Annotated in this window: 13 protein-coding genes; 12 read left to right on the top strand and 1 reads right to left on the bottom strand. The window is 34.7% G+C overall.

What is annotated here, in order from left to right; translation table 11 throughout:
* The 9 genes from fdxH to A9G43_RS01920 all read left to right on the top strand — a co-directional run bounded on the left by fdxH (position 1) and on the right by A9G43_RS01920 (position 9,544).
* On the top strand, positions 1–975 hold the full coding sequence (gene fdxH / locus A9G43_RS01960) for a formate dehydrogenase subunit beta (RefSeq protein ID WP_065606174.1): 975 nt from the start codon (positions 1–3) through the stop codon (positions 973–975).
* A complete protein-coding gene (locus A9G43_RS01955; protein WP_065606172.1) occupies positions 968–1,660 on the top strand; it encodes a formate dehydrogenase subunit gamma in 693 nt (230 codons plus the stop codon). The genes fdxH and A9G43_RS01955 overlap by 8 nt, the downstream gene beginning before the upstream one ends.
* 116 nt (positions 1,661–1,776) lie before the next feature.
* Positions 1,777–2,685, top strand: a complete 909-nt coding sequence (gene fdhE / locus A9G43_RS01950) for a formate dehydrogenase accessory protein FdhE (protein WP_065606169.1) — start codon at positions 1,777–1,779, stop codon at positions 2,683–2,685.
* A 199-nt stretch (positions 2,686–2,884) separates the two neighbouring features.
* Positions 2,885–3,844 carry an ABC transporter substrate-binding protein gene (locus A9G43_RS01945; protein ID WP_065606167.1) on the top strand — a complete coding sequence of 320 codons (960 nt, stop codon included), beginning with the start codon at positions 2,885–2,887 and terminating at the stop codon, positions 3,842–3,844.
* A gap of 230 nt (positions 3,845–4,074) precedes the next feature.
* Positions 4,075–5,052 (top strand): ABC transporter substrate-binding protein, encoded by a 978-nt coding sequence (locus A9G43_RS01940; RefSeq protein ID WP_051634212.1) that lies wholly within the window; start codon positions 4,075–4,077, stop codon positions 5,050–5,052.
* Between the two features lie 61 nt (positions 5,053–5,113).
* Entirely contained in the window at positions 5,114–6,058 is a 945-nt protein-coding gene (locus A9G43_RS01935) for an ABC transporter permease (protein ID WP_065560857.1), read from the top strand.
* A 2-nt stretch (positions 6,059–6,060) separates the two neighbouring features.
* The gene (locus A9G43_RS01930; RefSeq protein WP_065606165.1) at positions 6,061–6,855 is read left to right on the top strand and encodes an ABC transporter ATP-binding protein; all 795 of its coding nucleotides are present in this window, start codon (positions 6,061–6,063) and stop codon (positions 6,853–6,855) included.
* Positions 6,856–7,132: 277 nt separating this feature from the next.
* Positions 7,133–8,806 (top strand): C4-dicarboxylic acid transporter DauA, encoded by a 1,674-nt coding sequence (gene dauA, locus A9G43_RS01925; protein ID WP_065606159.1) that lies wholly within the window; start codon positions 7,133–7,135, stop codon positions 8,804–8,806.
* Positions 8,807–9,001: 195 nt separating this feature from the next.
* Positions 9,002–9,544 carry an HdeD family acid-resistance protein gene (locus tag A9G43_RS01920; protein WP_065606157.1) on the top strand — a complete coding sequence of 181 codons (543 nt, stop codon included), beginning with the start codon at positions 9,002–9,004 and terminating at the stop codon, positions 9,542–9,544.
* Positions 9,545–9,687: 143 nt separating this feature from the next.
* Here A9G43_RS01920 and rsgA read toward each other — a convergent pair whose 3' ends face one another.
* On the bottom strand, positions 9,688–10,716 hold the full coding sequence (rsgA, locus tag A9G43_RS01915) for a small ribosomal subunit biogenesis GTPase RsgA (RefSeq protein ID WP_065606155.1): 1,029 nt from the start codon (positions 10,714–10,716) through the stop codon (positions 9,688–9,690).
* Between the two features lie 79 nt (positions 10,717–10,795).
* On the opposite strand from rsgA, the gene orn reads away from it, so the two are divergent.
* Genes orn through hemH form a run of 3 tightly spaced genes read left to right on the top strand, consistent with a single transcriptional unit; the run spans position 10,796 to position 13,635 of the window.
* Positions 10,796–11,362, top strand: coding sequence for an oligoribonuclease (gene orn, locus A9G43_RS01910; protein WP_034911832.1), 567 nt, complete (start codon positions 10,796–10,798; stop codon positions 11,360–11,362).
* A gap of 5 nt (positions 11,363–11,367) precedes the next feature.
* Positions 11,368–12,639, top strand: coding sequence for a lipid IV(A) 3-deoxy-D-manno-octulosonic acid transferase (gene waaA, locus A9G43_RS01905; RefSeq protein WP_065606153.1), 1,272 nt, complete (start codon positions 11,368–11,370; stop codon positions 12,637–12,639).
* Positions 12,640–12,648: 9 nt separating this feature from the next.
* Entirely contained in the window at positions 12,649–13,635 is a 987-nt protein-coding gene (gene hemH, locus A9G43_RS01900; protein WP_065606151.1) for a ferrochelatase, read from the top strand.
* Positions 13,636–13,685: the final 50 nt, after the last annotated feature.

Below are 13,685 nucleotides of genomic sequence, written 5' to 3'. Positions count from 1 at the left end.
ATGTCATTACAAACTCAAGATATTATACGCCGCTCAGCAACCAATTCTTTAACTCCAGCGCCACGAGCTAGGGACTATCAACAAGAAGTTGCAAAACTTATTGATGTAACCACCTGTATAGGTTGTAAAGCATGTCAGGTTGCTTGTAGCGAATGGAATGACCTTCGAGCTGAAGTTGGCAATACTGTTGGTGTTTATGATAATCCTGCCGATTTAGAGCCAAAAGCATGGACTGTAATGCGGTATTCAGAAGTCGAGATAAATGGAAAATTTGAATGGTTAATTCGTAAAGATGGCTGTATGCACTGTTCTGATCCTGGTTGTTTGAAAGCATGCCCATCAGAAGGTGCTATCATTCAATATGCTAATGGTATTGTTGATTTTCAATCGGAACACTGTATTGGTTGTGGCTACTGTGTAGCAGGTTGTCCGTTCAATATTCCACGAATTAGTAAAGAAGATAATCACTCCTATAAATGTACATTATGTGTCGATCGCGTTGCTGTGGGTCAAGAACCCGCCTGCGTTAAAACTTGTCCTACTGGCGCTATACACTTTGGTACTAAACAAGATATGATTCGCCATGCTGAACACAGAATTGTAGATTTGAAAAAACGTGGTTTTGAACATGCTGGTCTTTATGACCCGCAAGGAGTTGGGGGAACACATGTTATGTATGTTCTTCATCATGCAGATCAACCAGAATTGTATCACGGCTTACCAAAAAAACCTAAAATTAGTGAAATTGTTAGATTTTGGAAGGGTATTTGGAAACCGTTATCTGCAGCTGCATTTGTGGCAACTTTTGGCGGTTTGCTGTTCCATTACATGGGTGTTGGTGCAATTGAAGTTGATGAAGAAGACATTGAAGAAGAAAAAGAAGCAGATAAACAAGCTCGAAAGCGTTTAGGTTTGCCTGTTTTAGAACAGAAAATTGACTCTAATTTATCACAACAGGAGAATCATCATGGATAAGAAAAGCATGATATTAAGAACACCACTTATTGTTCGCTTCTGTCATTGGTGTATGGTCTGTCTGTTTATCTTGACTGCACTATCTGGCTTATCTTTATTTTTTCCATCTATAAAACTGTTTGGATTATTTCTTGGTACGCCACAATTAGTAAGAGCATTGCATCCATTTTTAGGGTGCATTGTTTTTGTTTTACTCATGTTTATGTTTATAAAACTCTCTCACCATAATATTCCAAATAAAAATGATCTTTTATGGATTAAAAACTTTAAACATGTCATTTTGGGCAAAGAAAGAGGCATTCCAATAGGCAAATATAATGTAGGACAAAAGTTTTTATTTTGGTGCATTATGGGGTTAATTTTAGTTTTATTTGTTACAGGTCTCATCATGTGGCGCCGTTATTTTGCGGATAATTTTTCTGTTCCAGTTGTCCGTATTGCGATATTTCTTCATTCTCTTGCTGCAATTGGCTTAATTCTGCTCGCAATTGGTCATGCTTATATGGCAATTTGGGTTAAAGGTTCCATTAAAGGGATGATAACTGGCTATGTTTCGCGTGCTTGGGCACAAAAAAATCATTCAACTTGGTATGAAGAAGAAATGGAAAAGATCTATCAAAATGAACTAAAGTTAAAGGCTAAATCTGAAGAAGAATCTACAGATATTAAGCATAAACCAGCATAGTAACTTGCCTGCATCTATAATGGTATTTTCCGCTGATAGTAACTATCAGCGGTGACATTTTAATAGTAAAAATAAAAAGCAGTGATGAATAAAATCACAATTAATGAGCATTTATAATGAGTATAAAAATTATCCCCCAAGAACAACTTGAACAACAAGCCATAAACTCAGTTATTAGACAAATCCCGTTACTATTTTATCCATCACCTAAAACACTTTATACTCATCGAGCAGAACGTTTAAAAACTCTTGCAAACACTAATCCAATTAGTGATTATTTGAATTTTTGTGCAATTATAGCTGAACAACAAGCCAATTTAGTTAAACATAAGCCTATAGATATTGATGTATCGTGTTTATTAAATAGCGAATATCCTCCACTTAGTTTAGATAATTTACCTCTTAAAGATACTTGGCAAGATTACTTTACTTCATTACTCGACTCATTTTCTGATACCACGCAGCAAATCGCTATAGTCATTGAACAGCTTAAAAAAAATGGCGCTTTAGAATTACAAAATAAAGCATTACATTTGCTTAAAGGAGACTTTGATAAAGTTGATGGTAATGAAGCAATATTTATTTGGTCATCATTATCTGTTTATTATTGCCAACTGGCTAGTCAAATTAAAAGTAAAGCTATCGCAGAAAATACAGATAAACTCTGGTTATGTCCAGTTTGTAATAGTATGCCTACTGCTAGTATTATTCAATTAGGCGGTAACAACGGATTACGCTATTTACATTGTAGTTTATGTGAAAGTGAATGGTATGTACCTAGAATTAAATGTACCTGTTGCGATAATATGAAGGACATACAATACCTCTCCTTAGAAAAAGAACTCGCTGCAATTAAAACCGAGTGTTGTGATGCTTGCCATAGCTATTTAAAAATATTTGATCAAGATAAAGATCCTCATATTGAAGTCATCGCGGATGATATTGCTTCGCTGATATTAGATATCAAAACCGAAGAAGAAGGGTTTGCTAAAAGTGGGATAAATCCTTTTATATTTGCTCAGTAAAAAACAAAGATACTGATAATATAGTTTTATAGGCATTATATCGAATATGAAATAATTCATTCAAAGCTCATTAATTATTTAACTATTTTACAATAACGATTATTTTGTAACATGATCATCAAATAAATAAAATACAGCTTCACATTTTTGATTAATAAAGCTAGAATTAAACTATTGTACTAGTTTGCGAGTTTAATTCATGAAACGTTTTATTTTATTAGTAACAATATTATTGCTTACACCTTTTTTAAGTTTTGCAGATACAATTAAAAATGTGGCCATTACGGCAATTGTTGAACATCCTTCATTAGATCAAATCCGCGATGGTGTTAAAGATGAATTAGCAGACAGCGGCTATACGTTAAACAAAAATTTAACTGTCCAATACAAAAGTGCACAAGGAAGTAGCGCTACTGCCGCTCAAATTGCAAGGCAATTTGTCGCATCAAAACCTGATGTTATTGTAGCAATTGCGACACCAAGTGCACAAGCAACAGCTGCAGCGACCAAACAAATTCCTATTGTATTTGCTGGAATTACCGATCCTATCGCCGCTAAATTAATTAAAGATTGGCAACCCGCTGGCACAAACATTACTGGTGTATCAGATTATCAAGAAATTGGCCCACAAATCGAATTTATGAAAAAAATTGTACCTAATGTTAAATCAGTAGGATATATTTATAGTCCAAGTGAAATTAATTCAACTGTGGTATTAAAAAATCTACAAACTCTTTTATCTCAACAAAATATTAATTTTATTGCGGTACCAGCTCAACGAACTGCTGATATTTCAACTGCTGCCAATACATTAAAAGGTAAAGTAGACTTAATTTATACGACAACCGATAATAATGTTGTTTCAGCCTATGAGTCATTAGTCAAATTTGCAAATGAAAATAAAATTCCTCTTTTAGCATCGTTCCCTGATGCGATTGAACGAGGAGCCGTTGCTGCATACGGCATGAGCTACTATGATGTAGGACGCCAATCAGGTAAGCTTGTTGTGCGCATATTAAAAGGTGAAAAACCAGGAAGTATAACTCCAGAAATAGGGCAAGCATTACGCCTTGTTGTTAATACTGATGCAGCTAAAAAACAAGGGGTTGCTTTGCCTCCTGAGGTAATTCAATCTGCTGACAAAGTCATAGGAAAATAATCAAGCCCTACTTCACTAAAATTAATTAACAATTTTGCTCACTTAGTAGTTAGGTGAGCAAAAAATATAACCTACAGTAATCCAATAACTGGATTAACATCAAATCACCGACAATGTGTAATAAAAAATTTACACTCATAGCTGTTTTTATACTAGAAAATTATCTTTTTTTGTTTTATAGTAACTTAATATTTAGCTTGATTGTAAAAAAAACATTACAGGAGTGCTCTATGCGTAATTCTATCATTAAACTTTGTATGTTACTTAGTTTATCGTTAGCAACATTTTATTCTTTCGCTGAGTCTAAAACCGAACAAAAATTTGTTGCCATTACAGCAATTGTTGAACATCCCGCATTAGATAATGTGCGTAAAGGTGTTGAGGATGAGTTAAAAGATAGCGGTTATATTGCTGGAAAAAATTTAAAGTTACAATTTTTAAGCGCACAAGGTAGTAGTGCAAATGCAGCCCAAATTGCTAAACAATTTGTAGCAAATAAACCAGATGTTATTGTAGGAATTGCCACGCCAAGTTCGCAAGCATTAGTTGCTACAACAAAACTTATTCCTATTGTTTTCACTGCCGTTACCGATCCCGTAGCAGCTAAATTAACCCCAAGTTGGGATGCATCAAAAACAAATGTAACAGGCGTATCTGACGCCTTATCACTAGATTCTCAAATCGATATGATGCTAAAAATAAAACCTGATGCTAAAAACATTGGTTATGTTTATAGCCCTAGCGAAGTTAACTCAACAATCATACTAAAACAATTACAAAATGAGCTAGAAAAACGAGGTATGAAAATTATTGCCGCTCCTGCGCAACGCACTTCTGATATATCTACTGCGGCTAGAAGTTTAAAAGGTAAGGTTGATATGATTTATACTACTACCGATAATAATGTGGTTTCTGCTTATGAAGCTTTAGCAAAAGTGGCTAATGAAAGTAAAATTCCTCTTATTGCATCCAACCCTGAATCGGCAGAACGTGGTGCTATTGCCGCTTTAGGCATGAGTTATTATGATCTTGGTCGTCAAGCTGGTAAAATTGTTATCCGTATACTTAACGGCGAAAATCCTGGTGATATTCCACCACAAGTGGGTAATGTTACTCAATTAACAATTAATAAAAAAGCGGCTGAACGCCAAGGTGTTATATTATCTGAAAATGTATTAAAATCAGCTACCAAAATTGTTGAAAAATAATTTTTACTTTTTTTATAACTAAGCCGCCAACTTTGGCGGTTAACTTTTATGGATTTTTTTCATGTCTTCTGAATTTTTATTAGGCTCAATTGGAATTGGGCTTATTTATGCGTTGGTGAGTTTGGGCGTATTTATCTCGTTTCGTTTACTTGATTTCCCAGATCTTACTGCTGATGCAAGTTTTCCACTTGGTGGAGCGATATGTGGATTATGCATTTATATCGGTATCGATCCTTGGATTGCAACGTTATTAGGTATGTTTGCTGGCTGTCTTGCTGGAGCAATGACAGGAATACTGTATGTTAAACTCAATATTCTTCAATTATTATCAAGTATTATTGTAATGATAGGACTCTATTCTATCAATTTAAGAATATTAGGTGTTGGTCCGTATATTATGGATGAAACATCAAGAATGGCAGGATCCCCTAATCTTTCTTTACTTGATGCCAAAACTATATTTTCACCATTTATTGCTGAAGATTACAGCAACCAATATATTGTACAACCTCTTATGGCTTTAGGATTTGTCATTGTGTTTTGGGCTTTACTCAATGCGTTTTTAAATACCCAAATGGGATTGGCCTTAAGAGCAACTGGCACCAACCAACGAATGGCAAAATCGCAAGGCATTCCGACTGGAAGAGTCACAATACTTGGTATGGCTATATCAAATGGTTTAATTGCTCTCGGAGGTTCATTATTTGTACAAACACAAGGTGGAGCTGATATCACCATTGGTGTTGGTACAATTGTAATCGGTCTTGCATCAATTATTATTGGCGAAAGCTTATTCCCCGCTAAACGAATTTGGGCTGTGATGCTAGCAGTTATTGTTGGTTCTATTTTATATCGTTTATTTATTGCATTTGCACTTAGTAATGAGTTTTTACAAGAAATCGGGGTTGGAACAGAAGATTTAAATCTAATTACAGCGATACTCGTTGTGCTGGCTCTTGTTGTGCCTAAGCAATTAAAAAAACACGCAAAAATAAGAGGTAAGTAAGCATGATTAAAGTTGAACAATTACAATTGACTTTTAATCAGGATACACCAATTGAAAATCATGTATTACGAGGACTAAACCTGAATATTAGAGAAGGTGAATTCGTTACCATAATTGGTAGTAACGGAGCAGGTAAAAGTTCTTTATTGAATGTGATTAGTGGTGATTTACTTCCTGATTCAGGAAAAATTGCTATTAATGGTAAAAATGTCACTCGCTGGACAGCATGGAAACGAGCAGGTATGGTTGCTCGCGTATTTCAAGACCCCATGGTTGGCACATGTGAAAACTTAACTATTGAAGAAAATCTCGCTATCGCTTATAACCGAGGATATCGTTTTACCTTATCTTCAGCTCTTAATCGCAATATCAGATCAATATTTAAAGAAAAACTTGCTACTTTAAATTTAGGTCTTGAAAATCGATTATCGGATATGATGGGATTACTCTCTGGAGGTCAAAGGCAAGCTATTAGTTTGTTGATGTCAACTTTACAGCCATCTAAAATATTATTGCTTGATGAACATACCGCAGCGCTTGATCCTAAAACTGCACAATTTGTTTTAGAGCTAACCAATGAAATTGTTTCAAAAAACCAATTAACAACAATGATGGTGACTCACTCTATGAAACAAGCATTAGAATATGGCACCCGAACGGTAATGCTTCATCAAGGACAAGTTGTGCTTGATGTATCTGGAGAACAACGAGCTAAATTAACTGTAACGGATTTATTAGATATGTTTGAAAAAACACGTGGTGAAAAAGTTACCGATGATGCATTACTTTTAGGTTAACGATAAACAATAGGCAATATTTCAAAACAGAGTATTGCCTTTTATTATTATGATATTTAATCAAATTTATTTAAATTTATTTTAACTAATAAATTATTTTCACTTCATCATTAAATAACCATCTAAAAATCACTTCAATTACAGATGATGTTTTAATGAAACTTTTTCTAGAAAAAATTTTATAAAAAAGATGATTATTTTTATAACGCTCTTTTATTTTTTTTAAAAAAGATTATCTTATTAAGAATTCAAGTCAACATCTCTTTAATTACAAACAATGAAATTATATGGCCTTTCTGGTACAAAAATTAGCTGTGCATTTATATCTGCATGTATAAGTACCCCTTACAACACAACTCGTTTTATCAAAGATTTAATAGCTGGAATAACTGTTGGGATTATTGCTATACCACTAGCAATGGCACTAGCTATTGCTAGTGGTGTACCACCACAGCATGGTCTATACACAGCAATTATAGGTGGTTTTATCATTGCATTAACAGGTGGTTCAAGGTTTAGTGTTTCTGGACCTACAGCAGCATTTGTAGTTATTTTATACCCTGTATCATTACAATACGGATTATCTGGACTACTAATTGCAACATTGCTATCCGGTATATTTCTTGTATTAATGGGATTAATTCGATTAGGTAGATTAATCGAATATATTCCTTTACCCGTTGTATTAGGTTTCACATCGGGCATTGCCATAACTATAGCAACCATGCAAATTAAAGATTTTTTTGGTTTAACACTTGAGCATATGCCAGAAAGTTATATTGGTAAAGTTACGGAACTAGCTAAAACACTACCAACCATTAATATTGCTGACACTTTAGTCGGTGTAGTAACACTGATTGTGTTAATAGTATGGCCAAAACTTAGACTTAAAATATCAGGACACCTACCAGCTCTAATTGCTGGTATTGCTGTCATGTTTATTTTTAATCAATTTGGCTATCAAATTGAAACAATTGGTTCACGATTTACCTATACACTAGCTGATAATACTATAGGTCATGGCATACCCTCTGTTCTACCAGAGTTTATTTTACCTTGGCAGCACGCTGATTTTACTTGGGATTGGTCAACATTTACTGCCTTACTGCCAATTTCACTGACCATGGCAATGTTATGCGCAATTGAGTCATTACTCTGTGCTGTGGTATTAGATGAAATGACACACACTAAACACCACTCAAATAGTGAACTCATTGGCCAAGGTTTAGGTAATATTATTGCACCATTTTTTGGTGGCATTTCAGCAACAGCGGCTATTGCACGTTCAGCGGCAAATGTCAAAGCAGGTGCAACCTCGCCTATTGCAGCCGTTTTGCATTCTTTAGTTGTTTTACTTGCTCTTATTTGCTTCGCACCAGCATTATCATTTATCCCACTTTCTGCTATGGCGGCATTATTACTTATCGTGGCATGGAATATGAGTGCAGTTCAACGCGTCATTTATATTATCAAATGTGCTCCTAAAGATGATATCTTGATTATGCTTATTTGCATGTCGTTAACAGTGCTATTTGATATGGTGATTGCAATTACACTTGGGATTATACTTGCTTCAATCCTATTTATGCGCCGTATCGCCCGCATGACTCGCTTAGTTGAACTTAATCGCAGTAACGATAAAACCTTAGTGCTACGTATTAACGGGCCACTATTTTTTGCTGCCGCTGAACGTACATTTTTAGAAATCTATCAAAAGATTAATGGATATGAACACATAGTGCTACAATGGGATGCGGTACCTATTCTTGATGCTGGTGGGCTCAATGCTTTAATTCATTTTATTGATGAACTACCTGAACAAGTTGATCTATCAATTTGTGAGTTACAGTTTCAACCATTAAAAACATTAGCTCGCGCAAAAATTGTTCCAATTTCTAACAAACTAATGTTCTATTCAACGCTAGAAGAAGCACTGAAAGATAAAGATTAATTCTAAAATTAGATTTATTATATTAACTAATTTATATGCACAGTAACAGTTTGAACAAAAACTAATTACTGTGCAATAAATTGTACCTTCACTACCTTTCTTTTCATTTACTAAATCACCATTGACAAACTATAAGTCTTAAAAAGTGGTTTTAATTTGAAATCCAAAATTAACTTATAAAAATAGGTAAATAACATGATATCTAACGAAAACAAAGTCTACAATCTTAAAGAAAAATCAAGCTGGTTTATTTTAGTTGGTGTTATTTTAATTATATTGGGGGGCTTAGCATTAGGTTATCAGTTCATGGCAACCGTCTTTTCTGTTTATTTTATTGGTTCATTAATTTTAATTGCAGGTATTGCCCAAGCGCTACATTCATTTCGTATTAAAGATTTTGGTCAGTCAGCATTATGGTCAGTAATGGGAATTTTATACATTTTTATTGGTCTAATGTCATTTTTCCAACCTGTTGCGGTTTCATCAGCCTTAACATTGGTGATTTCATTCTTGCTAATTATGAGCGGCTTTACACAAATATTTGCGGCTATGAATAACCGCAATTTACCTCGTTGGGGATGGGTTTTAACTTCAGGGATTATTACATTAATTTTAGGATTTATGATTATTGCAGGTTGGCCATATGATAGTCTTTGGGTATTAGGTATGTTTTTAGGTATTGACCTTATTTTCCAAGGTTGGGCATATGTAGCTATTGGTTTTGCATTAAAAAAATAGATGTTAAATAACATATTCGTTGCTCACAATCTAGCAATGACTTTCAAGAAGGTTACCACTAATTGTGAGCAGCAAGTAATTACAGTAATGACTCGAACACAAATACAACTTATTTAATTTTTGTTATACATGAATTAAGCTGATTATTTATAGATTTTGTTAGTTTTTGCCTTAACTTCTTGCATTGTCTGTAAAATCCGATGATAGTTATCAAGCCTTGATGGTGCAATTTTACCGTCTTGTACTGCTTTTTGTAGTAAACAACCTGGCGTATCAAAGTGATTACAATCGCGAAAGTGGCAACCGCCTAAATAATTATCAAATTCTTTAAAACCACTAATCACTTGTTCAGGCTCTAAGTGCCATAAACCGAATTCGCGGATCCCTGGTGAGTCAATAATATCTCCACCATTTGGTAAGTGGTAAAGCCGAGAGGAAGTAGTTGTATGTTGACCAAGTCTGGATATTTCTGAAATACCTCCAGTCATAACTGATTGTGATTGATGAGGTAACAGTAAATTAATAATACTTGATTTTCCCACACCAGACTGCCCAACTAAAATGGAAATCTTACCTTGCAAAACTTCTTGTAATACAGCAATGCCTTGTTGATTTTGACATGAGACATACAAAACTTGATAACCGATATGAGTATAAATCGTCAACTTTTTTTCAACTTCAGTGCGTTGATCATCATTAAGTAAATCAATTTTGTTTAAAACAATAATAGGTTTTATATCCGTGCATTCACAAGCAACTAAATAACGATCGATAATATTTAGTGATAATTCTGGCAAGACAGCCGAAATAATCACGATTTGATCAACATTTGCGGCAACGGGTTTAACGCCATCATAAAAATCAGGCCGGACAAGTTCAGAATGTCTCGGGTGAACCGCTTCAATAATACCATTGGTGTTTGGCTCTAAACTTTCGCGCCATACTACTTTATCACCAGTGACTATCGAAGGTAACGTGCGACGAATACTACAACGATAAATAAGACCTGCACTATCTTCAACATCAGCAGACTTACCAAAACGACTTATTACTACACCGTCACGAGGTGACGAAAAATTTGCTAGACTCTCATCTTGCTTTATTGCTAATCGTTGCTGATGTTTTGCCGCTACACGTCTTTTTTGATTATTGGATAGTTTATTTTTTGCCATAGTACTCATTTTTTACTAAAACAGATTGTCAGTTATGCTACACTACTCAGTATCAAAAAGAAAATCTCTATAGCAAATTATGAACAAACAATCTCAAATTAATAGTAACAATCTTATTTGGATAGATCTTGAAATGACTGGACTCAATCCAATAACTGATCGCATTATTGAGATCGCAACCATTGTTACCGATTCTAACTTAAATATTCTTGCTGAAGGACCTGTGATTGCAGTTCATCAATCTGATGAGCAATTAGCATTAATGGATGAGTGGAATCAAAACACCCATGGCAAATCAGGACTTATTGAGCGTGTTCGCAAAAGTACTATTAGTGAACAACAGGCCGAACAACAAACCATCGAATTTTTAAAACAATGGGTACCAGAAAACAGCTCTCCAATTTGTGGTAATACTATTGGACAAGACCGTCGTTTTTTATTTAACTATATGCCTAATTTAGAAAGTTATTTTCATTATCGCTATTTAGATGTCAGCACAATTAAAGAATTAGCTAAACGTTGGAAACCTGAAATACTAAAAGGGATTAGCAAACAGAGTTCTCATCAAGCTCTTGATGATATTCGTGACTCAATTGCTGAACTTGTTTATTACCGTGAACACTTTTTTGATCTAACCAACTTATAATTAGTATGCAAATTTTATATACTTTTTTATTGTATTTGATTCAACCACTGGTTTGGCTAAGACTGCTTTGGCGTAGTCGTAAAGCACCAGCTTATCGAAAGCGTTGGCTTGAACGCTATGGTTTTTGCAAAAATAAAGTTAAATCTAACGGTATTTTAGTGCATGCCGTATCGGTGGGTGAAACGATAGCAGCCATCCCACTAATCAAAGCACTTAAACAACAGTATCCTAGTTTACCTATCACAGTTACCACCATGACGCCAACAGGCTCAGAGCAAGTTAAGTCATTACTTGGTGATAGCGTCAGCCATGTATATTTACCTTATGATTTGCCCTGCGCGATAAATCGTTTTTTAAATACGGTTAAGCCCAAATTAGTGATCATTATGGAAACTGAGCTTTGGCCTAATTTTATCTGTCAGTGTTATAAACGAAATATTCAGCTAATTATTGCCAATGCCAGATTATCAGAACGTTCAGCTAATCGATACAGTAAACTCGGGCGATCCATTAGCAATTTACTATCAAAAATTAGTGCAATTGCCGCACAAAATAAGCAAGATGGGGAACGTTTTATTTCACTGGGTTTACCCCGTGATCGCTTAACAATAACCGGTAGTATTAAATTTGATATTGATTTAACAGATCAACAACAGCAAAAAATCAAAACGCTAAAACAGCGGTGGCAATTAGACCGCCCTATCTTTATTGCCGCAAGTACACATAATGGAGAAGATGAAATCATCTTATCTGCCTTTAAGCGGTTATTACAAAAATATCCCTATTTATTATTGATTATTGTCCCCCGCCACCCAGAACGCTTTAAAACCGTCGAAAAATTAATTAATGATTGCGGATTAAATTATATAAACCGCAGTAGCGGCCAAATTCCTGCTAAACAAATCCAAGTCATTTTGGGTGATACGATGGGAGAATTAATAGAACTTTATGGTATTGCCGATATCGCCTTCGTTGGTGGCAGTTTAGTGAAACATGGAGGGCATAATCCATTAGAACCCGCACTTCACCACATTCCAATCATTAGTGGCGAACATTTTTTCAATTTTAAAGTGATTTGTGAGCAACTTATTTCAGCTGATGGCATGATCATTTGTGCTAGCACAGCCGATTCCCTTTATTCAGCGATTAATGGGCTTTTAGAAAATAAAACGCGTAGTCAACAAATTGGCGAACACGCGTATCAAGTATTAAAACAAAATCAAGGCGCACTACATAGGCTTTTTAACATTATCAACTATTATCTTTGCTCAAAATAAGGATTACTTGTGAATAAAAAACAAGGGTTATTGCTTATTAATCTAGGTACACCAAACGCGGCAACACCAGATGCAATAAAACGGTACTTAACCGAGTTCTTACTCGATCGCCATGTCGTTGATTTACCGAAACTATTTTGGCATCCGATTTTAAAGTACCTTGTAATACCTAAACGAGTGCCTTACATTATTCATCATTACCAAAAAATTTGGATAAATGGCTCATCACCTTTACTTCATTACAGCCAATTATTATGTGATAAATTACAACACCACTTACCAAATATTCAATGTGAATTAGCCATGACCTATGGTGAACCCAATATTCAATCTGCATTGAACAAGCTTCAATCATGTTCAAAAATTACGGTATTGCCACTTTTTCCACAATACTCAACAACCACAACACTCGCTGTACTTGATAAACTTAAACAAATTATAGCAACCGACAAAATCATAAATAGTATTGACTATATTCGTGATTATGCCGATCATCCAAGCTATATCAATGCACTTTATTTACAAATTAAGCAAGCATTTCAATACAAAGGTGAGCCGGAAGTGCTTATACTTTCTTATCATGGGATTCCAGAGCGTTATATTTACAAACGAAAAGATGATTATATTCAGCGTTGTGAAATGACCACACAGTTATTAATCGAAAAATGCCGAACAAATAACATAAATATACCAATTCAAATGGCTTATCAATCTAAATTTGGAAAAGGTAAATGGGTTACGCCAAGTACCAGCGATACACTACAAACATTAGCAAAAAATGGTGTTAACAATGTGCACGTCATCTGTCCCGGATTTTCGGTAGATTGTATTGAAACTATTTACGAAATTGACGAAGAAAATCGAGAAATCTTTTTAAATGCAGGTGGAAAATCATTTTATTATATTCCCACATTAAATGACACAGACTTACAGATTAATTTAATCATGACATTAATCAACCAAACTCAGCCACCTATACTTAATAATTTATACTGAAACACATAGTTACCGGAAACTTTTTAACAAAAATAATACGACTAAAAAAA

The sequence above is a fragment of the Gilliamella sp. Occ3-1 genome (assembly GCF_001690655.1).
In the GTDB taxonomy this organism is placed as follows: domain Bacteria; phylum Pseudomonadota; class Gammaproteobacteria; order Enterobacterales; family Orbaceae; genus Gilliamella; species Gilliamella apicola_P.
This window is presented reverse-complemented; position numbering and strand designations above follow the sequence as displayed.